A 22,772-nucleotide genomic window follows, 5' to 3' on the forward strand; every position below is an offset into this window, starting at 1 on the left:
GGGCCCGCGTCCGGCCCGGCCTGGGCCGGGCCACCCCGCGGGAGCGGTGACGGCGGCCTCAATCGGCCCGCTCAGCCGCCGCTCCCCAGGCGATGAGGTCCGACCTGCGGTGAAATGGCTCCATCGGCACATCGGCCCACGACCGTGAAGCGAAGGTGATGACCATGAAAGCGATGGTCGGCGACCGCATCATCGTCCAGTCCCGCCACCTGGACGAGCCCCAGCGCGACGGCGAGATCATCGAGGTCCACGGCCCGGACGGCGCCCCGCCCTACGTGGTCCGCTGGTCAGAGGACGGCCACACCGCCCTGCTGTTCCCCGGACCCGACGCGCAGATCTCCGGCCACACACCGGAGAAGGTCATCCACCACCGCGGCAAGGCCTGGCACGCGAACGTCGTGCTCACCGAGGAGGACGGGCACACCGTCGCCGAGGCCAGCCTGAACACCGGCAGTCATGTCCTGCACGGCCGGGGCGAGGCCCAGCGCAACCCCGCCGACCAGGACGTCCCCGAGATCGGTGACGAACTCGCCGCCGCCCGCGCCCTCGTCGAGCTCAGCAAGCGCCTCGTCGAGACGACGGCCGCGGACATCAGCGCCATCGAAGGCCAGCCGATCCACCTGACCGGATGACATACGCCCAGGCGATCGCTCCATCGGCGGGATCCCTGGACGGAGGAACAGCGAGCCGCGATCCGGCGTCCGCGTTCGCGGCAGCAGGTCTGGACACGCGAAGATGAAACGGACGAACCCGGAGATACGGGCGCGATGCCGCTCCGCTACCGACGGTACGACCAGGGAGGCCGGCCATGTCGCATGCTTGGGTCCAGTCCGCGGAAGGTGACCTGCTGCGCGCCGACGAGGTGCGCCATCTCAGCGTGGTGGAAGGGCTGCAGGCAGCCCTCGTCGGAGGCGATCGGTTCCTCGTGGCGGACATCGGCGATCGAGACGTCTGCGCGGCTCTGGCCCGGGATCTGGCCGCCGCGATGGCGGAGGCGCATCCGTCGGAGACGGCCGTGGCCGTCGGCGTCCGCGAAAGCGCGGACGGGTGGAGCGTGGTGACGGTTCCGTTGCGGGTCGGCGGTCCCCACAAGCGATAGAAACTGCGATGACGGCCCACACGACACCTCCGCCTGCGCCCTCCGGCATCGGGATTCCCGACGAAGTCCACACGCGGTTGGGTACGTTGCGGTTCGTCGACGGATTCCCCGACGACGCGACCACCTGGACGCTCTTCGACAACCTGGACTTCCAGCGCGCCGTACAGGCATACCTGCTGGGCCTCCCGCCCGTGGACATGGCGGCGATGCGCGCGGCGCTCCTGCATTGGGGACCGGCCAACACGACGATGGCGATCTGGGAGGATCTGGTCCACCCGTGGTTCATCGGTCTCGCCTACAACACGAGCACCTCGTACTGCTATTCGTGGCTGGACCTCCACGACGGTCCGCTCGTCCTGGAGGTCCCACCCGGGGTCTACGGCGGTATCGGGGACCACTGGTGCCGTTATGTCATCGACCTCGGTCAGACCGGTCCGGACCAGGGCCGGGGCGGGAAATACCTGCTCGTGCCATCCGGCTACGACGGCGAGGTCCCCGCCGATCACATCGTGGTCCGGACGCCCACCTACGGCAACTGGCTCGTGTACCGAGGGTTCCTCGACGAGGACGGTGATCCTCACCCCGAGGTCGAAAAGATCAAGGCACGGGCCCGGTGCCACCCGCTCTCGCAGGCCGCCGATCCACCGCCGATGCGATTCGTCAACGCCTCCCCCGAGACGGCCGTCGCGGTCCCCCCAGCCGACTATCGGTTCTGGGAACTGCTCAACGAAGTCGTCCAGTCCGAACCGCCTGAATCAGCCGATCCACTCACTCTCGGCATGTTCGCTTCGATCGGCATCCAGCACGGAAAGCCGTTCACCCCGGACGCCCGGATGCAGGCGATCCTCACCGAGGCGGCGACGGTCGGGGACGGGACGGCCCGCGCGCTCACCTACAGGTTCCGCCAGCGGGAGGCCTACTACTACCCGGGCAGCGCCTGGCGCTACGGCTTCCTCGGTGGCTACCGGTTCCAGGCAGACGGAACCGGGCTTCTCGACTCTGCTGTTCAGCTCTATTTCTGGGGCGGCGCCACCAACCCGGGGATGGCGGCGAAGATGATCGGACGCGGCTCGCAGTACGCGCTCGCCTTCGTCGATGCCGGCGGCGAGCCGTTCGACGGCGGCGTGGACTATCGGCTGCATGTTCCACCGAACGTGCCGGTCAACAACTTCTGGTCCGTCCTCGTCTACGACACGCAGACCCGGTCCATGCTCCAGACGGGGCAGGAGTGGCCGTCCGTGACGAGCCAGGACAGGGAACTGGTCGTGAACGACGACGGCTCCGTCGACGTGGACTTCGGACCCGAAGCGCCGGCCGGTCAGCGCAACTGGATCCAGACCGTGCCCGGCAAACGCTGGTTCACGATCTTCCGCCTCTACGGACCGCTGGAACCGTGGTTCGACAAGACCTGGAGGCTCCCGGACATCGAACCGGCGCGCGGATGACCCGACCCTGACGAGCGTGCTCATCTGGTCGCGTAGTCGAAGCTGCTGCCGGGGTCGGATGCCTTCGAGCAGGTGGGCTGGTGCGGAAAACGACCTGGGGTCGGCGCCGTAGGCGTCGGCCCCAGGTCGTTTTCCGCGTACTGCAGGGCAGGGGGGCGGCGCGCTGCCCAGGCTCGGTGACAGGGCCGTGGCCACGGCAGTAGTCAAGCTCTTCCATGCCTTCAGAGGCTGATGGCGCCGTACGACACTTCTCCGCGGCGACGCCCAGCGCCGCCAGGACCGACGTCCGGAGGCGGACGCGCCGACTCAATCCTCGAGTACTGGCATGAGTACGGCCCCCGCACAGAGGCCGATTGACAGACCTCTGAGATGTCCCGACAATCACCTATGCCGGTAATGGCACGCCCCACCCCTGTACGACCGCCACCTTCGCGCACGCTCGGATCTCCATGACAGGAGGGCCCTTCGCGCCACCCCGCGCTGTCAGGGCTCTGCTATCCACGCCATGCCGCCCACCGGTCCCCCGGCCACCGCCGCGCCGGACCGCCGTCGGCGGCCGAAGGGAGAACAGAACCGTGTCGATCAGGTCGAACACCGCGTCCCCGTCCCCCACCCTTCGCAGATTCCTGTTCCGCCTGTCCGCCGGCTTCGGCGCGCTGGCCGTGACCGCCGCGCTCGGTGTGACCACGGCCTCGGCGACCTCCGCGGCCCCGTCCGGCGGCACCGCCGCCCACCTGCTCGTCTCCCGCTCGGCGAGCGCCACGCCGGCCGCGTCGAGCAATCTGATCAACCACGGCGGGCCGGTGGAGAACGCGCCCAAGGTGTACGTGGTCTACTGGGGATGGCAGTCGGACCCGAGCGGCGAGCAGGCCTATCTGAACAACTTCCTGTCCTCCGTGGGCGGCACGCAGTGGCTGTCCACCGTCAACCAGTACGGCGGCGGCTCGCAGTCCGGGCTGCTGGCCGGCACCTGGTCGGACTCCGCCTCGGTACCCAGCCACCCGAGCGACTCGGCGATCCAGTCCGAGGCCGCGAAGGCCGCCGGCCACTTCGGCGCCGGCACCTCCGCGAACGTCGAGATCGTCGTCGCCACCCCGACCGGGCACAGCACCCGCGGCTTCGGCACGCAGTGGTGCGCCTACCACGGCGCGGTCAGTTCCAGCCCGAACATCACGTACACCGACCTGCCCTACATGACCGACGCGGGCTCCTCCTGCGGCGCGAACTCGGTCCGCAGCGCGCTGGACGGCGTCAGCATCGTCGAAGGCCACGAACTCGCCGAGACCATCACCGACCCCCTGCTCAACGCCTGGTATGACAGCAGCGGCGCGGAGATCGGCGACAAGTGCGCCTGGATCAACCTCTCGACCATCTCCACATCCAAGGGCACCTTCGCCGTCCAACCGTTGTGGAGCAACTCCGCCGGCGGTTGCGTGCAGTAGTACGACCACCTGGGTGCAGGTCCGGTGCACAAGCGCCGGGCCTGCACCCACTCACGTCTCCAGCCCCGCTCCCCCGTGCGACACGCGCACGCACCCGCGCCCGGGCCTCCGCGAATTCCCACGCATCCGAACCCGCCGTCACTGCATCTGTACAAATGACTGCGCCGTCAAGCTTTCAGCAGACGAGGGGGGCATGGGTTGGATGCCAAGGAGGAGTTCACGGAGTACGCGACCGCCTCGGTCAAGCGGCTCCGGGACATCGCCTATCTGATGTGCCGCGACTGGCACCAGGCCCAAGACCTGACCCAGGCGGCGTTGGCGAAGGTCTACGTGGCCTGGCCCCGCATCTCCCGCCGGGAGAACGTCGACGCCTACGCACGGCAGGTGCTGCTGCGCGAGTTCCTCAGCGGCCGGCGCCGGCTCAGCTCCACCGAGCAGCCCATCGCCCACGTCCCCGAGCGTGCCGACCGCGGTGACCAGGCCGACCTGCGACTGACTCTGCTCGACGGGCTGGCGGCGCTTCCCCCCAACCAGCGTGCGGCCCTGGTGCTGCGCTACTGGGAGGACCACAGCGTCGAGCACGTCGCCCGGATCATGCAGACCTCCCCCGGCGCGGTGAAGAGCCTGTGTTTCCGCGGTCTTCAGGAGCTACGCAGCTCGCTCGGCGCGGAGTTCCTCGCCGACCGGTGAGCTCGGCTCCCCGACTTCCTTATTCACACCCTGGAGGATCACATGCGCGAAGAGGACTTCCGTACCCGGCTCGACGCCGAACTCGAGGACGAGGCCGGTCCCCCGATCGGCGCTCTGGTGGCGGCGGCGACACTGAGCGGCGAGCGTCAGCGCCGTCACCGGCGGGTCCTGCAGCTCACCACGGGCGCCTTCGGCGTGGCCGCCGTCATGGCCGGCGCGACCCTCGCCGCCGGATACGTCGGACAGGACGCCCGGCCGGCGGCGTCGACGAGCCCGGTGGGCGCGCCGGCGAGCCCGCCGGCCACGACGGCCGCCCCGGCCACCCCGCCGACGTCCGCGACCACGACCGCCGGTCCGGTGACCATCACCTCCGGCAGCCTCCCGACCGAGCGATCGGACACGTCCGAGCACAGGACGCTGCCACCGGTGCCTCCGGGGCAGGACCGCACCACCGCGCAGTCGATGCTTCTGGTGCTGGAACAGGAAGTCACCAAGGTCGGCGGCGCGGGCGATTTCACCCACCTGACCGGCTACGCGCCCGACGGGGACCCCCGGCAGACGCAGACGAGCACGTTCATGGGCGACCTGTACTGGAACCATTCGACCATCGCCGTCCGCTACACGCTGCCGCCCGCCGACCCCGACCCCAAGGCGGCCAAGAATCCCGACGGTGATGTCTTCCGGTGGGACACCCCCGGTGTGGCCGGCACCTCGGAGGTGAAGCTGGCCAAGAGCGAGCGCGGCGTCGAACTGACGCGCGCCGACGGATCGAAGGTCGTGGTCCTGGAGATCAACGGCCCGGAACTGGGCGGCGCCGGCCCCGACCGCGCCGACCTGCCCCTGACCAGTGACCAGTTGCTGGCCATCGCCCGCGACCCACGCTGGGGTCCGACGATGGACAAGGCGTTCGTCGCCGAGGCGGCGGCCACGATTCAGCTCGAGCCGAGGCCGTGAGCGGGCTGCGCCGACGTTGACGGGGGTGGGCCGGGCATCCCTGCCGGCCGTCATTCCAGCCGGATCTCCGGGAGGATCCGCCGCAGGAACTTCGGCAGCCACCAGTTCGCCCTTCCTCCGGCGACCTTCATGATCGCCGGCACCAACAGCAGCCGGACGATCGTGGCGTCCAGGATCACGGCCACGGCGAGCGCGAAGCCGAACTCCTTGAGTTCGAGGACGTCCGCGACGAGGAAGCAGCCGAAGACCGACGCCATGATCGCCGCCGCCGCGGTGATCGCCCGGCCGGTGTGGGCCACCCCGGTCACCACCGCGTCGTCGTTGTCGTGGGTGAGCAGCCATTCTTCCTGGATGCGGCCCATCAAGAACACTTCGTAGTCCATCGACAAGCCGAACAAGAGGACGAAGACCATGATGGGCAGATAGGTCTGGATGAAACCGACGCTGGTGAAGCCGAACAGCCCGCTGAGATGATCGTCCTGGAAGACCCAGGTCACCAGGCCGAAGGCGGCCGCCGTGGCGAGGAGGTTCATCACCACGGCCTTCGCCGGAACCAGCAGGCTCCGGAAGATCACCATCAGGTAGCAGAACGACAGCGCCAGCACCAGCGTCATGACGACGGGCAGCTTGCCCAGTGTCTCGTTGGACAGGTCGACGAACTGCGCGGTCTCTCCGCCGACCAGCATCGAGGGGCCGGCGGAGGCCGTGGCCGAGGGGATCAGGTCCTTGCGGAGATCATGAACCAGGTCGGTGGCCTCCGTGGTGTCGACAGCCGCCTTCGACACGACGGTGATGATGGTCTGGTTCGAGCCGGTGGCGGTGTTGACCGTCTGGGCCAGAAGCGGCGCGGCAGCCGGATCCTGCTGCAGACGTTCCAGTGCCTGAGGAGACACCTCGCCCTCGGTCTGCGCGAGGATCTCCGAGATCGAGTAGACGTCGGCCACCCGGGGATCCTTCGACAGCTGCGTCGTGAAGTCCTCGATGGTCTTCAAGTCGGCGGCGCTCAGCGGCCCGGAGCCCTGGTGCGTGGCCAGGATCTGGATCGGGGACAGCACTCCGGGGCTGAAGGAGCGGACCAGGACGGTTTCCGCCTTGCCGGAAGGCGTGTCGGAGATCGCGGACAGGCCCAGGTCGATACCCAGCTTGATCCCGAAGGTGGGAAGGGCGAACAGGATCAGCAGAGCGGCACCCGGGATGGCCAGCCACGGGTGGGCCAGGACGGTTCGCGCCCATCGGGCCCAGCCGCTGTCGCGGCTCGTCTTGGGCCCGCCGCCTTCGGGAGGACGCATGCGACGCGGCAAGCCCCAGCGGTTGACCCGGTCACCGAGTGCTGCGAGCAGGGCCGGCAGCATCGTCCACGCGACGAGCAGGGTGCAGACGACCACGAGAACGGCCCCCACCGCGATGCCCTGGAAGATCGGGGCCTTCACCACGAACAGCGAGAACAGCGCGATCACGACGATCGTGCCGGAGAACAGGATGGTCTTCCCGCTGGTCCGCATCGCGGTGCCGACGGCGGACGGGACCGGGTCGGGCACCCCTTCGTCCCGGCCGCGGGCGAGTTCCTCCCGATACCGGCTCAGGACGAACAGGGCGTAGTCGATCGAGATGCCCACGCCGATCATGGTGACGATCGAGAGCAGGAAGGCGTCGAGCGTCTTCACCGTGCTCAGCGCGGAGAGGACTCCGAAGGTGGCCAGCAGGCTGACGAGGGCCATGAGCAGCGGGATGAACGCGGACACCACCGCGCCGAGAGCCAGGAGCAGCACCACGAACGCGATCGGTATGCCGATGGACTCGGCCCGTTCGACGTCCGCGTTCTCCACGTCGGTCACGTCGTTGGCCGAGGGCGAATAACCCGTCAGATAGGCGTTCACCGGGCCGTTTCCGGCTGCCGCGGCGACGACGTCCTGCAGATCCCGGGCCCGGTCTCCGCGCTGCCTGTCGTCGCCGGACAAGCCCAGGCTGGCGAGCGCCGAGTGTCCGTCCGCCGAGATCTGGTTCTGCGCGCCCGGGTCGGTCGGGCCGATCACCGACACCACCCCCGGCTGGCCGTGCACACTGGCCAGGACCTTGTCGACGGCCGCCTGATAGGCGGGATCGTGGATGGTCGAGGTCGCGGAGTCGAAGACGATCACGTCCTGTTCGGCGCCGGCGGCGCTGAAGTCCTTCTGGATCAGGTGGGCGACTTTCGCCGAGTCCGAGCCGGTGACGCTGTAGTCGGAGGCGCCGAGCGAGGAGAGCAGGTGCGGATAGGACACGGCCGCCGCGACCACGATCACGATCCAGCTGGACAGGACCCACCAGCGGTGATGCGCCACCCAGGTCCCCCACCTCACTGCCAGCGAGGGACGGGAACCGGCCGGCTGTCCCGGCCCTTCTGCCGCGGCACGTCGCACTGGTCTTCGTCCTTTCCGCCGGAGAGCGATGCGGCCTGGTGAGGGCCGGTTTCGCGCGCCGACGGTCTGGTCGGCGCGGTTATCCCAGAGTCACCACGATCACGTCATACCGATGGGTAGGTAAGCCGGGTACGCCAAGCGGTCGAGCGGAGGCCCCCGGTGCGCTCAGGACCAAGGCGCACGACGTGTGGCCGAGGGGGAACAGGCGGCACCGGCGAGAAGGCCGAGGGCGATGGCGGTGACGTTCGTGACCATTTTGCCCAGGTCCTGGAAGCCGACGATGAGGTGGTGCCCCGCCAGGGTGGTCAGGCCCCGTACGCCCAGGGAACCGACGGTGAGGGTGAAGAACCCGCCGAGGATCATCACCAGGCCGCCCCACCGGGTACGACAGCCATCCCGCCGCCGCTGACAGAACCGCGGCCGCCACGAAGGTGCCTCCGACCTCGCCGATCATGTCGGTGACCAGCGTCTGGACGGCGACCGGCAGGTAGACCAGGAGCAGCACCCACCCCAGCAGGCGGATGGGTATGCCGAAGGCCAGCATGGTCCCTACCGCGAAGCTCGCCCAGGTGAACACCAGAGCCCATCGGGGCATGTCGCTGTCCGCCACGAAGTCGAGGATCCCGTGCATGGAGCTGCCCGTGATCGCGCTGCCCAACAGGATGCCGACGTAGAGTTCCAGCAACAGGATCGTGGCGTAGATCAGGCGTATCGCGCCGCTGGTGATGTGTCCGGCGACGATCTCGTAGGACGAAGCACTGAGATAGTCACCCGGCACGAAGTAGAACAAGGCCGGCAGCATGATCAGCACCTGTCCGCCGTGCGAGGTGTCGCGGGCGAACACCGCCAGCACGAGGACGGCGACGACGGTGGCCGCGACGAGCGGCAGGATCAGGTTGAGCCGGGGCGTGCGGCTCGCGGCCACGACCAGGAGCGCGGTGACCGCGCCCAGCACCGCGCTCGTCCCGACTTCGTACCACGTCCTCTGCATCGCGGGGGCGAAGCCCACGGCGAACATGACCAGACCGACGAACCGCAGCCACGGCGGCACCCGTTCGGGCGAGTCCGCGATCGTCCGGAGCCGTTGCTCGGCCGCGTCCGGATCGACGCCCCCCTTGACGATCGCCTCGCCGAGCGACCGCAGCGCCACCAGCCGGTCGAGGCGGGCGACCTCGGGAAACGCCTGGACCACGAAGGTCCGGGTCTGCGTGCCGACCGTCATGGTGACGGTGGCCGCCTCGGGGACGATCAGCACGCTCGCCCGTCCGCCGTATGTGTGCGCCACGCCGTCGACGACCTCGCCGATGCGCTCCGCCCCCTCGCCGCTGGAGCGCAGCAACAAGCCGACCAGCGCGCCGACGAGCCCGGCGAGGCGGTCCACCCGCACGGCGTCTTCCATGGTCGTCGATCCCCTCGCCGGAGTACCGAGAAGATGTCGCCGGCTCTGTGTTCCACCAGCCGTGGCCGGACCAGCGCCGTCTCCATTGCAGCAGCGGCGTACCGGACGCGCGCGCCGAGCTGGTGCGCCACCGGCGTGCGGACCCGCGGACGACCTCGGATGGACCACCCTGAGCGGGACGGTGTGACGCGCCGTCGGCGGAGCGCTTCGGTGGGACGAGGCGGGATGTCGCACAGGCGTTCTCAGACGCGATGGCCAAGCGTGCGGTCATCGCGGCACCGCTCCATTTGGCGCCGGGGTCCGTCGAACAGGAGGTCCGTTCAGCTCATCAGTACCCGTTGGCGCAGTATGTGTCAGGACCGGGGCTGATCAGGTTCGTCGTGTCGAGTTGTGCCGTCGGGCTCGGATATTTGGGTGTGCTCAGTGGTGAGTGAACGTTCTGCGGCGCCGCGTAGGTGTAGTCCGAGACCTGCCCGATCAGTTGCTCGATCCTGGCAGGCTTGCCGTTCCCGCTTTTCTTCACCTTCAGCACCATGAGGTCCGTGGACCAGATGATGTCTTTGCCGAACTCGGGGTAGCGGCTGTGCGGAAAGTGGTTCCGCACGCTGTTCATAGCGCACTTGACGGTGTCATCGGCGACGGGGAAGTGCGCGACGACGGTGAGGTCGGGGCGGGGATCGATCTGGCTCAGCAGATAGCCGAACGCCCCCTGCGGGGTGTGCGAGCTCATCTCGACCGCGGCCGCCCCCGCGACGAGGGCCTGGAAGCCGGGAACGGAGTAGTCGGGGAATGTGAGGCCCAGGTTCTTCATCGCGAGGAGTTCGGCCGGAAGGATCATCTCGTGGATGAACACGTTCACGCCCTTGCCCCCGTTGTGGGCTTGCTTGATGCTGATCGTCTCCGGCTTGGTGTCACCGCAGTAGATCATGGACAGCCCGTTCCACTCGAGCTTGTAGCCCATCGAACCCCGCCGGTCGTGGACGACCGGGAAGTGGGTGATCGTGACGCCGTTGTTGCGATAAGCGATGTTCCGGTAGTCGGGGTTCCCTTCCGCGTCGAGCCCGGTGGTCGTCCAGTCCAGTTCGATGGGGACGAGCCCGTACCCGTCATCGGCGGCGTCGCCGCCGACCGGCTGAAGGGGAACCGGCGTGTTCCAGTCCTGCTGAGTGGGGATGTCGTACCCCGGAAAGCCCGTCGGCAGGAAGCTGAACGCCTCGGTGTGCCATCGCATGGCCTCGCGGAAGTGCCCGCAGAAGTCGTTGAGGCCGTCTGCGTAGTACTTCGGACTGCCGCTCGGGTTCTCCACGCCCGAACGACTCGGGCCCCATACGTACAGCGGCCAGTGGCGGTCGTAGGCGGGACCGAAACAGTAGATGGGCGTGAGATCGCTCATGTGATCGCCGTGCAGGTGGGTGAGGAAGATCTTGTCCATTCTGCTGAGCGCGACACCCATCGCTCCATAGTTCCGGATCACTCCGGCTCCGCAGTCGAAGACGAACGAATCCGTCGCGCTTCCGAAACCCCCGCCGGGGTCCGGAACCCAAGGGCCGACCTCCACGAAGACGCTCATCAACTGCTGCGCCCGGCGACCTGGCGACGTCGGGAATGCGGTCCCCATGAAGGTGATCCTCATTTCATCGGCACCGAGATCCGCCTGCATGTCCGGCGTGAACTTCCTCAGCCGATCCGGGTAGCTGTACCGCTGAGTCGACGCCGGGCTCACCGGGTAGTGGCAGCCGTTCTCGTCGCAATGCTGCGGCGCGGGAGTCTCCCCTGCCGCGGCGTCCGCGGTGGAACCTCCGAGCGCCAGGCCGCCCAAAGACACTCCGGAAGCCTTCAGGACGTCTCGCCGGGAGACCCCTCCGGCCCCTTTGTCTGCCGTGCTTCTCATGATCGTCCTTGCGTCGTGACAGGATCATCGAATCGGACCTCGGCCCGAACCCGATGCTGCCATGCGCCATCCCGTTCACCCGGAATATCCATGGGTGTCGGAAAGCTCCGGGGTCACGTCCATCAGGTCACAGCAGTCGGTCGACCAGCCCGTCGACGTACTCCGGGGTGAGCGGGCCCATGCCGAACAAGACGCGGACGTACATCGGGGCCAGCACGTGGTCCAGCAGATCGAACGCGTCGGGCGCGTTCTCGCCGCGTTCGCGGGCGCGATCGAGCATGGACTGCAGTTGCCGGGTGCGTTCGGCGCGGAGGTCGTCGCCGGCCTGCTGGCCCTGGTGGCCGCTGCCCGACAGGGCGACGGCCAGGCGCAGCAACGCCAGACCGTCGGGCCCGGTGATCTCGCGGGCCACGTTGGCCGCGTAGGCGTGCAGGTCGCCGGCCAGAGTGCCGGTGTCGGGCATCGGCGACCGCGCGTTGAGGCGGGTGAGCGCCACGTCGGTGAGCAGTGCTTCCAGGCTGCCCCACCGGCGGTAGACGCTGCTGTCGGCCACGCCCGCGCGGGCCGCGACATCGCCGACCGAGAACTCGCCGTAGCCGCGCTCGTTGATCAAGTCGGTGACGGCCTGGTGCACCGCCGCCTTGACGCGGGCGCCGCGCCCGCCGGGTCGCCGGGCTCGCTGAGGCTCGTCCATGCCCCCACCTTAACGCAGTAAAGGCTTGCGTTTGCGGGCGGGCCTCCGTACAGTCTTCTAACGCAGTCAGCGACTGCGTTAGTGCGCCTCGGGACTTGACCGCGTCGGCCTTCGGGAGCGCCACCACCGATCGAGAGGAATCCCCATGGCTGCACCGTCCGCGCCCGTAGGCAGTCGACCGAACCGGGCGGTGCTGCTCGCGGTGACCTGCCTGGGCCAATTCATGGTGCTGCTCGACAACACGATCGTCGGAGCGGCGCTGCCCGATATGCAGCACCGGCTGCACACGCAGCTGACCGGTCTGCAGTGGATCGTCGACGCGTACGTGCTGCTGGTCGCCATGCTGCTGCTGTCCGGCGGCGTCTTCGCCGACCGGTTCGGCCGCAAGCGGGTGTACCTGACCGGCGTGGCGGTGTTCACCGCCGCATCAGCGCTGTGCAGCCTCGCGCCCTCGGTCGGATGGCTGGTCTCCGGCCGGGTGCTCCAGGGCATCGGGGCATCGGCACTGAGCCCCGCCTCGCTGGCCCTGCTCGCCGCCGCTTATCCGATCCCGCAAGAACGCGTCAAGGCGATCGGGCTGTGGGCCGGGTTCAGCGGAATCGGTCTGGCCGCGGGCCCCGTGGCCGGCGGCGTCCTGATAGACGCCTTCGGCTGGCCCGCCATCTTCCTGGTCAATCTGCCCATCGGCGGGATCCTGCTGCTGGTCGGGCTGCGCCACCTCGACGAGTCCCGTAACCCGAACGCCCCCTCGATCGACGTCCCGGGGACGGTGCTGTCGGTTCTGGGAGTGGGGACCCTGACCTATGGGCTGATCGAGGGCGGTGCCCGGGGCTGGACGTCGCCGGTGATCCTGGGCAGCTTCACCGCCGCGGTGGTCCTCCTCGCCGCCTTCGTCGCCGTCGAAGCGCGTCGTGCCACCCCGATACTGCCCCTGCGCCTGTTCCGGCAGCGGCTGTTCACCGTGTCCAACACCGCCATGATCGTGGTGGGGTTCGCGCTCATGGGTTCGTCGTTCTTCTTCTCCCAGTTCTTCGTGAACGTCCAGGGCAGCTCGATCCTGCGCGCCGGCCTGCAGACCCTGCCGACCTCCCTGGCCATGGTGGTCGTCAGCCCGGCCGCCGGCCGGCTCGCCGTCCGGTACGGCTTCCGAATCGTGGTGACCACCGGCCTGGTCCTGGCCGGCCTGGGACTGCTGGCGCTCGGCATGGTGCACGCCGACACCGGCTACGGGAACGTGTGGTGGCGGCTGGCAGTGGTCGGCAGCGGCTTCGCCCTGACCATGTCCCCCCTGACGGGAGCAGCCATCCAAGCAGTCACCCCGGCCGAAGGCGGCCTCGCCTCCGGCATCAGCAGCACCGCTCGGCAGATCGGCGCGGTGCTCGGGGTGGCGGTACTCGGAGCCGTCGTCCGCACCCGGCAGACCGGCGGCGCCTCCTTCGAGACCGGCCTCGACAGCGCCTTCGTCGCCGCCGGCGCCGTCACATCGGCCACCGCCGTGCTCACCGGCCTGTGGCTGGCGAGGTCCAAGCCCTTGGACGACCCGGCGGTGCCGCATCGGTCCACCGGTCCGGATGCGGTCACCACGTCGAACGAGGTGTTCGCGGACAGCCGTTGACCTGGACCCGGCCGACCAGCGGAAGGATCAGACCGATGGGCCGATGGCACGCGGAGGCCTCAGGCAGTGGGGCGCTGGAATATGCCGAGCCGGCCGATCCTGCGCGGGGTCTCACGCGGGCCGCTGTCGAAGTCGATGTGGTTCACGACGGCCACCACACCGTCGGTGCGGCGGACCATGCCGCACATCAGCTCGCCCTGGCCCCAGTTCTCCAGGTGGCCGCGCAAGTGCACGATGCCGTCCTCGACGGTGATGCCGATGGTGGCCGGGTCGATCCAGAACATGTCGCGGATGACGTCGTTGGCGATCTCGCGGTGGATGTCCTCGTCCGAACGGGCGAACACCTTCAGGATGTCCCGACGGCTGACCACACCCCGCAGTCCACCGTCGGAGTCAGTGACGATCAGTCGTTTGACGTGCCGCTCCGCCATCTTCCGGGCGGCCTGCACGACATCTTGGTCCATGCTGGTCGTCACCGGCGGCGCGGTCATCAGCTCGTGCGCCGTCGTCGCGGCCGCCTTGCGCTGTGCCCGCCGCTCGGCGTGACCGGCGAAGGCGAAGCCGCGCGAGTCCTCCACCGGACCTTCCAGGTGCGACTCCTTGGCCATGAGGTCGTCCTCGGACACCACCCCGATCACCCGGCCTTGCGTGTCCAGGACCGGGACCGCGCTGATGCGGTGCTCGGCCAGAAGGGCGGTGATGTCCTTGTACCCGGCGTCGGCCGGCACCGAGATCACGCGTTCGGCCGGCGTCATGACGCTGGAGACCTTCCTGTGCTCCATGGCCTCGTCCGCCTTTCACGAGAATCGCCTGAGCCCCATCCCGCATCATGCGGGCCGCCTCCACCAGGGTCCGGTGTTCGCCGACGCCCCCCGCCGGGACTCATCCTCGAACAGCTGCTGCGGCTTCGCCATGCGACTGCGCCATCAGGTCATAGAAAATGCTGGAATAGGGTCTTTCGGCCCTAGTGGCGCCCACGATCAGGACTAGCGTGGGAAATGGACCTGCGGGGCGAGCGAGGGAGCCCGGCGAGAACGCCGCTCTTAAAGAGGTGACTCAGGCGAGCGACGCCACTGGTCGGGCTGAGAGGCTGGAAGGCTGGTGAAGCCGGACGGCGACCTCCATCACCTGCCGGACAATGCCGGCAGGGAGCCCACCTCGCAGGTTCCTATCTGCGATCGGAAATCACGACCCGCGTAAGGCGGGTCTTCTTGCTGTTGTGGCCCCGCGGTTCCGGCTCTCCGCCATGGTGGCGGAGAGCCGGACCCCCGTCAGCTGATCGCATCCAGGGCCTGGGCGTACGAGGCCATGAACGCGTCCGCCCCGTCGCCGGTGTGGTAGAGCACCAGGGTGAAGTCCTTCAGCAGCAGATCGCCCTTCATGCTCAGCAGTCGGGTCGCCTCGTTCTCGGACTCGGCCGTCAAAGTGGTCCGATCGCCCTTCACCATCCACATGCCGACGCCGGTCTCGGCGAAGAAAATCTCGGGTTCGGTGCACTTGCCTTCTTGGGCCAGCCGGCTCCAGTGCGCCATGACCTCGGCGCCGTATTCGAGGGCCTTCTGTTCCCGGCCGGGGATCGGCTGAGTCCACGTCGCCACCAGTGCTGCCTTCATGTCCGCCTCCCTCGCTCGTTCCAAGCTGGTAGGGCAATCACAGCTCCTGGCACCAGGCCACCATGCGATGCCGCGGCCGGCAACGCGGCGGCCGCAAAGGTCCGCAAGGCGCGCCGGTCAGTCCCGGAGCCAACCGCCGACCGGCGGTGGGCCCGAGCCCCGGCGCCGTCCCTCGTCGACCTCGTCGACCTCGGCATCGGCCATCCGGATCAGGCGGTTGCCGAGGTCGATCAGCGCGCGACCGGCAGCGAACCCGTCACCGATCGCCGGGACGTCGGGATCTGCCGGGTTACGCTGTGCCTCCCCGGAACTCGAGAACGTCGCGATGTCGGTGTCGAGAATCAGCTGTGCTTCGGTTCGGCCGTCCTCCTCCACCAGGCGCAGCGTTATCGGCCAATCGATCACGTGCCTCATGACGCGGCCTGCTTGCGCTCGGGGTGTTCCACGGTGGCGTCGGCTCCGCGGATCGACCTTTCCAGATGCGGGGGCGTGATGACGCTCCTGTCACTCGCTGTCGCTTCCATCTCGCTTCTCCTCAGCCTCTTCTGGCCAACAGGTGCCGGACGTCTCGCAGGATCCGGCACCTCGATCACATCGCGAATCGCAGGAAATCGGACAGAGGCTACTGGCGCGGGCCGGACGGGTCCTTCGGCCCTCTTGTCGCGGTTACGCCAACCGGGTGAACCAGCCGCCTCTGTCCACCCGCGCGCAACCCGCGGTGTCGACGGCGGGTACGGCCGCTCTCCCGGGTTTCGGTGCTTTCGGGGCAGGTGAACCGCCTCAGAGCGCGCTGAGCGCACCGCCCTGCCGAGGAAAGAGCCGCATGTCATGCTCGGTACGTGCCCCGCCCGGTCAAAGCCGGTCTCAGCCGGTCTCAGCCGGTCTCAGCCGATGGCGGGACACAGTGAGAGGAGATCCGGCCGTGACCGAGTCCAGCAATGCTCCCTTCATCGTGGTCGGTGTCGACGGGTCCGAGGGCAGCGCGGAAGCGCTGCGGTGGGCCGCCGAACAGGCCCGGCTCACAGGGGCCGAACTGCATGTGGTCTGTGTCTGGGATTACCCCAGCGGGGTCGGCTGGGCCTGGGCCCCGGGCTTCGTCGGCATGGACCTCGCCGCCGAATCGCGCAAGGGCCTGGACGCGATGGTGGCTCAGGTTCTCGACGGCGGAGCGGGCGTGGCCCTGATCACCCGAGTCGAGCGGGGCCACGCAGCAGACGTCCTGGTCAATGCCAGCCGCGGCGCCGATCTGCTGGTGGTCGGCAGCCGAGGGCACGGAGCCTTCGCCGGGATGCTGCTGGGCTCAGTGAGCCTGCACTGCGCGCAGCACGCGAAGTGCCCGGTGGTGATCGTCGGTCACCAGCATCGGTGATCAGTCGGGCGTGTGCCGTCGCCGGCCCTGCGTCCACCGGCCATGGCCGGACCAGCGCCGTCTCCATTGCGGCAGCGGCCTGCCGGACGCGCGCTGAAGCGCCAGCGGCGGCACAGTGCCACGATGGAGGCTGTGAAGCCGGTCTTCGTCCTGCTGCACAGCCCGCTGGTGGGGCCCTCGACATGGCTTCCGGTGGCCGGGCACCTGGTGTCGACGGGTTGTCAGGCGCGTGTGCCGTCCCTCCTCGACGCGTGTGTCGGCCCGCCGCCGTACTGGCCGCGGATCTCGGCGGCGGTACGGGATGATCTTGACAGCGTCCCGAGCGGCCTTCCGCTGGTGCTGGTCGCGCACAGCAACGCGGGCTACTTCCTCCCCACGATCCGTGCAGAGCTGGCGCACCGCCGAGTGATCGGTTCGGTGTTCGTGGACGCGGCGCTGCCGGCGCGCAGCGGGTCGACGCCGGTCGCTTCCGCGGAGCGCCTCGATCTCCTGCGCCACCGGGCAGTCGACGGCACGATGCCGCGCTGGACCGATTGGTGGGACGCGGCGGATGTCGCAGCTCTGTTCCCAGACGCGAGGACCGGGCATGCGGTCATCGACGAACAGCCACGTCTGCCGCTCGCGTATTTCGAGCAGGACGTCCCGGTGCCCGAGGGATGGGACGATCACCCGTGCTCGTATCTTCTGTTCAGCCCGCCGTATGAGAGGTACGCCGCCGAGGCGGGCCGCCGCGGATGGCGCGTGGCGCACCTGCCAGGCGGGCATCTGCATCAGATCGTCGACCCCGAAGGAACGGCACGACAGTTGCTCGAGCTCGTCGACGCGTCATGACCACGACCGACCGCTGGTCTGCGCGGCCGGCGCGATCAGTTCGCTGCTGGGAGCAGCAGGCACAACGCGGCGTAGCCTTCACGTAGTTCAGTACACAGCGAATCGAGAGAACTCGGATATGAACACCGCCAGCCTGACCGAGGCAGACGTCAAGGCCGCTGCCGAACGTATCTCGCAACGAGTGCGGCGCGTCGATGTCGTTCCCTTGGGCTTCGATGCCTTCCCGCGGGTGCGCCTGGCGGACGAGTTCATGCAGCACGGCGGCAGTTTCAAGGCGCGGGGAGCCCTGAACTTCGTGTCGCACCACGCCGAGGACGGCTCTCTGTCGGAGGCCGGGATCGCCATCGCCTCCGGAGGCAACGCCGGAATCGCCAACGCCTGGGCTGGACGCGTCACCCGCACTCCGGTCGACGTATTCCTGCCGGCCACCGCTCCTCAAGTGAAGATCGACAAGCTCCACCAGCTCGGCGCCCGAGTCCACCTGATCGACGGTGTGTACCGCGACGCCCTGAACGCCTCCGTCGAGCACGCCGAGACCACCGGGGCGCTGCTGTCCCACGCCTACGACAACCCTCTCATCGCCGCCGGCGCCGGCACCTGCGCCCTGGAGATCCGCGACCGGCTCCCCGACCTGGACACGATCGTCGTCGCCGTCGGCGGCGGCGGCCTGTTCGCGGGCACCGCCGCCGCCATGTTCCCCCACGGTGTCCGGGTCGTAGCCGTCGAACCCGAGAACTGCCGCGCCCTGAACGCCGCGCTGGCCGCGGGCGGACCGACCGATGTCGGACTCGACTCCGTCGCCGCCGATTCCCTGGGAGCCACCCGCGTCTCCGAGACGGCGTATCAGTTGGCCACAAACCCGCTGGCCGCTTCCGTACTGGTCAGCGACGAGCAGATCATCGCCGCACGCAAGGCATTGTGGGCCGACCGGCGCGTCGCCGTCGAGCACGGCGCGGCCACCGCGCTGGCCGCGCTATTGTCCGGCGCCTATCAGCCCCGGCCTGATGAGCGCGTCGCCGTGGTGCTGTGCGGGGCCAACACGGACCCGACCGACTTGCTCCGTTAACCGGCGCTCAGTGATCCACGAGTGGCCGTCATCCGGGCGTCGCCTCGTGCCACCGACCCTCGACGGCGAGACGGTGTTCCAGCTCTATCGGGACGACTTCGAGCACACGAGGGGTGCGGGCCGGATCCCGCTCCACCCGAACTTCGCCAGCGCCGCGGCAGCGCACTATGCCGACGCCCCGGACCCCGCCACCCGTCCCCTGATCTCGTTCGTCCCGGACGCGCCCGTCGGGACCGTGAGCCGGCTGCTCAAGGACCCGGACCCTCAGATGCGCCGCAGAATCGCCAAGCACCCGGCCCTGCCGGTCGAACTCATCCTCGAATGCTGCGAAGACCCCGACCTCGCGACCGCGGTCCTCTGGAACCCGAGCCTTCCCGCGGAGGTGATGCACAAGGTCCTGGACGAGGTGGGAGTACCGCGATGCCCCGAGGGCTGACGCTCGCCCTACTCGTGGGCGGCATCCTGACAGGCGTGGAGCCTGGCCTGATCGAGAGCGCTGTTCTGATCCAGCAATTCCTGGGCCTTACGCACGTCGGACGTGGTGTCCAAGTCGTCGCGCACATCGTCGGCGAGCTGGATCTCTGCGTCACGGAGCTGGATGTCGAGCGTCGCCTCGTTCTGCAGGGCTTTGCGCACGTTGCTGTCGTTCGCTTCCGCGGCGGCGGCGTTCAGGCCCGCCGCTTGATCAGCAAGGATGTTCGCGGCGGCTTCGAAGCCCGCGGCGCTCGATCCTGTGGGGAGTGTCTTTTCCGCGCTGTTGAACTTCGTCACAGCGTCGTTCGCGGTGGAACACCCCGCGGTCATGTCCTGGTGCGACGTCGTCACCGGGCGGGGTGTGGTGTGGGGAAGGATGAGGGGCTGGGAAGGAGTGAAACGGACGGACGGCGGGGCCGTCGACGCCTGCTGATCTTGATGGTGCTGGTAGACGTTGTACCCGATCAGGCCGGCGACGGCCAACACGCCCGCCACCGCTCCGAGCCATCCCGGCGCCCCGCTCTTGGTCGAGGATGTCGTGGCGGCGGACGGTTGGGGGGTGTCGACCAGCGGCGGTCGCGGCAGACCGGCGCTCCCGGTCAGCGTGACCGACTCCCAGGGCGTCTTCGCCTTCTTGTTCCCGCTTGCCTGGCCGCTCGGCCTGGCGTTGGAGGGCGCGGTCTCGGTGGCTTCGCCGTCCGTGGACGGCATCGTCCAGCCGCCGGTGCCCTCTCCCCTCAGCAGAGCCAGCGCCTGGTCGTGGTTCGGCCGCTGACCGGGCAGCTTCAAGGTCAGCGCCTCGATGAGCGGTGCGAGCTTCCCGGCGTTCGTCATCGGCGGCAGCGGCTTGGTCAGGATCGCTGTGAGTGTCCCCGTCTTGCTGTTCTTCCGCTCGAACGGCGAGAACCCTTCCACCGCTTCGAACAGCGTCACCCCCAGCGAGAAGAAGTCCGAGGCCGGCGAACCCGGCTCGCCTTCGGCGCGCTCCGGAGCGATGTAGGCCATGGTGCCCATCACTGAGCCCGACACGGTCACGGTGGCATCCGACTCGGACTTGGCGATGCCGAAGTCGGTGAGCAGGATTCCGCCGTCATCGGCCATCAGGATGTTGTGCGGCTTGATGTCCCTGTGCACGATCCCCGCCGCGTGCATGGTCTCCAGTGCGCTGAACATCGCCTCCGCGATCTGCCTGACCCGCTTCCTGCCGAGTGGGGTGAGGTCCACATCCTGGCCTTCCGGCAAGCCGGCGTCGGCAGGATCACGCAGCACGCTGCGCAGCGACCGCCCTTTCACCAACTGCATGACGATCCAGGGCGTCCCCCCGTCCACGATCACGTCGTACACGGTGACGATGTGCGGGTGGTCGGCGAGCGCAGCGGCGTTCTTGCCCTCGCGCTCGGCTTGCTTGAGCCGGATCTCCTGCTGCGCCGGCGGCAACGCGGGCAACAGCACTTCCTTCAAGGCGACCAGACGACCGAGCTGAGTGTCACGAGCTTCCCACACCCGTCCCATGCCGCCGTGCCCGATCTCCGAGATGAGCTGGTACCGGCCGCCGACCATGTGGCCTGGTTGCGTCTCGTCGATCGTCAAGTTCATCCCCCTATGTCGCGCTCCCTGACGCAGCGCCCGTTTCGGGCAAGGATACCGACCATATCCATGGGTTTGAAAGAGGGCTGATACTGAAGACCGGAGTCTGAGGCGGCCTCAGGCCTCTGCGAGGAGTCGCGGGAGCTCGCGCATGTCATGAAAGACCGTGGTGCCCGGCCCTTCGAGCCATTGCGCGGGTGTGAGTCCGCCGGCGTAGCCGAGGGCGCGCATCCCGGCCGCGCGAGCCGCCTGGACCCCGTACTTGCTGTCCTCGACGACGACGCAGGCCGAGGGGTCGGCGCCCATGCGCTCGGCGGCGTGCAGGAACAAGTCGGGGGCGGGCTTGCCGCGGCCGACCTCGCTGGCGCTGAAGATGCGGCCTTCGAAAAAGGGATAGATCCCGGTACGGCCCAAAGTGTGACGCATCGTCTCGTGGCGGCCTCCGGAGGCGACGCAGCTGGGAAGCCTCAGGACGTCGAGGACTTCGAGCACACCGTCGACCGGAGTGAGTTCGGCGTCGACGGCTTCGCGGTGCAGATGCCCGAATCGCTCCTGCCACAGCGCGGCCCGGCTCGGCCCTATCCGGGACGCGATGTCCTCGAAGTTGGACGCGATCGACCGACCGATGAAGTTCTCGATCACCTCGGACTCGGTCAGCGGCCATCCCAGCTCGGCACCCAGGGTGACGAAGAGCCGGACGGCCAGCCGTTCGCTGTCGACGAGCACACCGTCGCAATCGAAGATGACGAGTTCTATCGCTCCGGCCATCTGGACAGAGTAGGGCTGAACGAGGCGATGACTCAGTTTCGGTCGCTCCAGCGCCGAATGAGACGTAAGTCATACCGAACCCGGCAATCGGCAGCCCTCCGCATCAATCCCGTCACGCCCCGGGTCGATCGACGCTCTCGATAGTCGGCCGAGCACCTACCGTCGCTGATTCGCTCGCGTTCCGCGCAGCGGCGACCACGCACCATCACCCCTTACGCACTACGGAACGCCGCGCCACCGCCCTGCGCCGAGATCGACTTGCCAGCACAACATTTCCTGCGTTTTGCTGCTGCGGCCGCTCGGGGCTGCCCGGGCGGATACCTCGGGCGCAGCGCCGAATCCTGCCGGCGCCGGGGGCACCTTCGACACACGGAACGGCAGGAGCGGGGGACCCAGGTAAGTCGCCGTTCCGCATTGCCGGACCGGCTAGGGGTGAAGCCGCACTGCGCGGCCGGGCATCTTCGGCCCGAACCCGACAGCTCACCTCGCAGGCGTCGGAGAGGACCACTCGCATGTCCGCATTCGGACGCTTCCTCGGCGTCGGCCGCTCTCGGGGGGCTCGCATCGGCCTGCCCGCCGGGCTCGCCGTCTTCGCCCTTCCGTTGGCCGGCATCGCCGGCACGCACAGCGGTGGACACCAGCAGGCCGCCGGTGTCGAGGCCCAGACCGTTCTGCAGGTCGCCGACCCGAACGAAGTCCACGCTGCCGTTCCGAGCACGGCTCCCGCCCAGCCCGCCGAGGCGCCGGCGCAACCGGCCCCCGCCCCGGCGTCCGCGGCGGCTCCGGCTCCGGCCCCCGCGCCGATCCCCGTCGCCCCCACGAAGCCGAAGCCCGCGGCGCCGACACCCGCCCCCACCCACACCACGCCGCCCGTCAAGCACATCGCGGCGGCCCCGGTCGCCTTCACCGTCGCCGCGAAGACCGTCATCAGCGACGTGGCTCCGCTGGCGAGCCTTCACATCAACGAGAACTACGGCGTCCGCGGGCCCTGGGCCGCCGGCCACCACACCGGAGTCGACTTCGCGGCCGCCGTCGGCACGCGCGTCGCGTCCGTCGGCGCCGGCACCGTGGTGCGCAGCGGCTGGGACGGCGCCTACGGCATCGACGTCCTGGTCAAGATGACCGACGGCAAGTACGTCCTGTACGGCCACCTGTCGCAGGCTTCCGTCTTCGCCGGAGAGCACGTGACCGCCGGCGAGCAGATCGGCCGCTCGGGCGCGACCGGCAACGTCACCGGCCCGCACCTGCACTTCGAGGTGCGCACCACGCCCGACTACGGCTCGGACGTCAACCCGATCGCCTACCTGCGCGCGCACGGCGTCGCCGTCTGAGGCCGAGCGCGGAGAAAAGCGTCGGACGCGGCCCAACCCGGGGTGACGGTGGGCCCGGCTCCCTGGTGAGCAGGGCCTGACGTCACCCCGGAAACCGCGGGAAGA

Annotated in this window: 21 protein-coding genes and 1 riboswitch; of the genes, 12 read left to right on the forward strand and 9 right to left on the reverse strand. The window is 68.9% G+C overall.

The genetic code is table 11. The features are described 5' to 3' along the window. The first annotated feature begins 164 nt into the window (after nucleotides 1-164). The 6 genes from ABD466_RS29210 (at nucleotide 165) to ABD466_RS29235 (ending at nucleotide 5,630) form a co-directional block, all read left to right on the forward strand. Nucleotides 165-632, forward strand: coding sequence for a DUF1918 domain-containing protein (locus tag ABD466_RS29210; RefSeq protein ID WP_344660410.1), 468 nt, complete (start codon nucleotides 165-167; stop codon nucleotides 630-632). Between the two features lie 176 nt (nucleotides 633-808). Further along, nucleotides 809-1,099, forward strand: a complete 291-nt coding sequence (locus ABD466_RS29215; RefSeq protein WP_344660411.1) for a hypothetical protein — start codon at nucleotides 809-811, stop codon at nucleotides 1,097-1,099. A gap of 8 nt (nucleotides 1,100-1,107) precedes the next feature. After that, entirely contained in the window at nucleotides 1,108-2,544 is a 1,437-nt protein-coding gene (locus ABD466_RS29220) for a DUF1254 domain-containing protein (protein WP_344660412.1), read from the forward strand. Nucleotides 2,545-3,119: 575 nt separating this feature from the next. Further along, complete coding sequence (locus ABD466_RS29225; RefSeq protein ID WP_344660413.1) at nucleotides 3,120-3,986, forward strand: hypothetical protein; 867 nt, start codon at nucleotides 3,120-3,122, stop codon at nucleotides 3,984-3,986. Nucleotides 3,987-4,184: 198 nt separating this feature from the next. Continuing rightward, nucleotides 4,185-4,676: a SigE family RNA polymerase sigma factor gene (locus tag ABD466_RS29230; protein ID WP_344660414.1), complete on the forward strand. Its 492-nt coding sequence runs from the start codon at nucleotides 4,185-4,187 to the stop codon at nucleotides 4,674-4,676. 42 nt (nucleotides 4,677-4,718) lie between these two features. After that, nucleotides 4,719-5,630, forward strand: coding sequence for a hypothetical protein (locus ABD466_RS29235; RefSeq protein ID WP_344660415.1), 912 nt, complete (start codon nucleotides 4,719-4,721; stop codon nucleotides 5,628-5,630). A 50-nt stretch (nucleotides 5,631-5,680) separates the two neighbouring features. On the opposite strand, the gene ABD466_RS29240 is transcribed toward ABD466_RS29235, so the two are convergent. The 4 genes from ABD466_RS29240 to ABD466_RS29255 all read right to left on the reverse strand — a co-directional run bounded on the left by ABD466_RS29240 (nucleotide 5,681) and on the right by ABD466_RS29255 (nucleotide 12,013). Then, the gene (locus ABD466_RS29240) at nucleotides 5,681-7,951 is read right to left on the reverse strand and encodes an MMPL family transporter (protein WP_344660416.1); all 2,271 of its coding nucleotides are present in this window, start codon (nucleotides 7,949-7,951) and stop codon (nucleotides 5,681-5,683) included. A gap of 157 nt (nucleotides 7,952-8,108) precedes the next feature. Further along, nucleotides 8,109-9,428 (reverse strand): threonine/serine exporter family protein, encoded by a 1,320-nt coding sequence (locus ABD466_RS29245; RefSeq protein WP_344660417.1) that lies wholly within the window; start codon nucleotides 9,426-9,428, stop codon nucleotides 8,109-8,111. A gap of 328 nt (nucleotides 9,429-9,756) precedes the next feature. Beyond that, nucleotides 9,757-11,319: an MBL fold metallo-hydrolase gene (locus ABD466_RS29250; protein ID WP_344660418.1), complete on the reverse strand. Its 1,563-nt coding sequence runs from the start codon at nucleotides 11,317-11,319 to the stop codon at nucleotides 9,757-9,759. A gap of 127 nt (nucleotides 11,320-11,446) precedes the next feature. Next, nucleotides 11,447-12,013 (reverse strand): TetR/AcrR family transcriptional regulator, encoded by a 567-nt coding sequence (locus ABD466_RS29255; RefSeq protein ID WP_344660419.1) that lies wholly within the window; start codon nucleotides 12,011-12,013, stop codon nucleotides 11,447-11,449. Between the two features lie 145 nt (nucleotides 12,014-12,158). Between ABD466_RS29255 and ABD466_RS29260 the strand changes: the two genes are divergently transcribed. After that, complete coding sequence (locus tag ABD466_RS29260; protein ID WP_344660420.1) at nucleotides 12,159-13,628, forward strand: MFS transporter; 1,470 nt, start codon at nucleotides 12,159-12,161, stop codon at nucleotides 13,626-13,628. A 59-nt stretch (nucleotides 13,629-13,687) separates the two neighbouring features. On the opposite strand, the gene ABD466_RS29265 is transcribed toward ABD466_RS29260, so the two are convergent. From ABD466_RS29265 to ABD466_RS29275, 3 genes are all read right to left on the reverse strand, one after another. Next, the gene (locus tag ABD466_RS29265) at nucleotides 13,688-14,410 is read right to left on the reverse strand and encodes a CBS domain-containing protein (RefSeq protein ID WP_344660421.1); all 723 of its coding nucleotides are present in this window, start codon (nucleotides 14,408-14,410) and stop codon (nucleotides 13,688-13,690) included. A 489-nt stretch (nucleotides 14,411-14,899) separates the two neighbouring features. Then, entirely contained in the window at nucleotides 14,900-15,241 is a 342-nt protein-coding gene (locus tag ABD466_RS29270; protein WP_344660422.1) for a hypothetical protein, read from the reverse strand. 117 nt (nucleotides 15,242-15,358) lie between these two features. Beyond that, on the reverse strand, nucleotides 15,359-15,655 hold the full coding sequence (locus ABD466_RS29275; RefSeq protein ID WP_425558775.1) for a dsRBD fold-containing protein: 297 nt from the start codon (nucleotides 15,653-15,655) through the stop codon (nucleotides 15,359-15,361). A 508-nt stretch (nucleotides 15,656-16,163) separates the two neighbouring features. Between ABD466_RS29275 and ABD466_RS29280 the strand changes: the two genes are divergently transcribed. The 4 genes from ABD466_RS29280 (at nucleotide 16,164) to ABD466_RS29295 (ending at nucleotide 18,943) form a co-directional block, all read left to right on the forward strand. Continuing rightward, nucleotides 16,164-16,610, forward strand: a complete 447-nt coding sequence (locus ABD466_RS29280; RefSeq protein WP_344660424.1) for a universal stress protein — start codon at nucleotides 16,164-16,166, stop codon at nucleotides 16,608-16,610. A gap of 123 nt (nucleotides 16,611-16,733) precedes the next feature. Next, nucleotides 16,734-17,441: an alpha/beta hydrolase gene (locus ABD466_RS29285; RefSeq protein ID WP_425558776.1), complete on the forward strand. Its 708-nt coding sequence runs from the start codon at nucleotides 16,734-16,736 to the stop codon at nucleotides 17,439-17,441. Nucleotides 17,442-17,559: 118 nt separating this feature from the next. After that, complete coding sequence (locus ABD466_RS29290) at nucleotides 17,560-18,507, forward strand: threonine/serine dehydratase (RefSeq protein ID WP_344660426.1); 948 nt, start codon at nucleotides 17,560-17,562, stop codon at nucleotides 18,505-18,507. Nucleotides 18,508-18,553: 46 nt separating this feature from the next. Then, nucleotides 18,554-18,943: a hypothetical protein gene (locus ABD466_RS29295; protein ID WP_344660427.1), complete on the forward strand. Its 390-nt coding sequence runs from the start codon at nucleotides 18,554-18,556 to the stop codon at nucleotides 18,941-18,943. 8 nt (nucleotides 18,944-18,951) lie between these two features. Here the strand turns inward: ABD466_RS29295 and ABD466_RS29300 are convergent, their stop codons facing one another. Beyond that, nucleotides 18,952-20,577, reverse strand: coding sequence for a serine/threonine-protein kinase (locus ABD466_RS29300; RefSeq protein ID WP_344660428.1), 1,626 nt, complete (start codon nucleotides 20,575-20,577; stop codon nucleotides 18,952-18,954). 108 nt (nucleotides 20,578-20,685) lie between these two features. After that, the gene (locus ABD466_RS29305; RefSeq protein ID WP_344660429.1) at nucleotides 20,686-21,336 is read right to left on the reverse strand and encodes an HAD family hydrolase; all 651 of its coding nucleotides are present in this window, start codon (nucleotides 21,334-21,336) and stop codon (nucleotides 20,686-20,688) included. Between the two features lie 322 nt (nucleotides 21,337-21,658). Further along, a riboswitch (cyclic di-AMP (ydaO/yuaA leader) is annotated at nucleotides 21,659-21,845 on the forward strand. 3 nt (nucleotides 21,846-21,848) lie between these two features. Here ABD466_RS29305 and ABD466_RS29310 point away from each other — a divergent pair. After that, nucleotides 21,849-22,667: a M23 family metallopeptidase gene (locus ABD466_RS29310; protein ID WP_344660430.1), complete on the forward strand. Its 819-nt coding sequence runs from the start codon at nucleotides 21,849-21,851 to the stop codon at nucleotides 22,665-22,667. Nucleotides 22,668-22,772 lie beyond the last annotated feature (105 nt).

It is taken from the genome of Catenulispora subtropica, from assembly GCF_039531675.1.
Classification (GTDB): Bacteria; Actinomycetota; Actinomycetes; order Streptomycetales; family Catenulisporaceae; genus Catenulispora; species Catenulispora subtropica.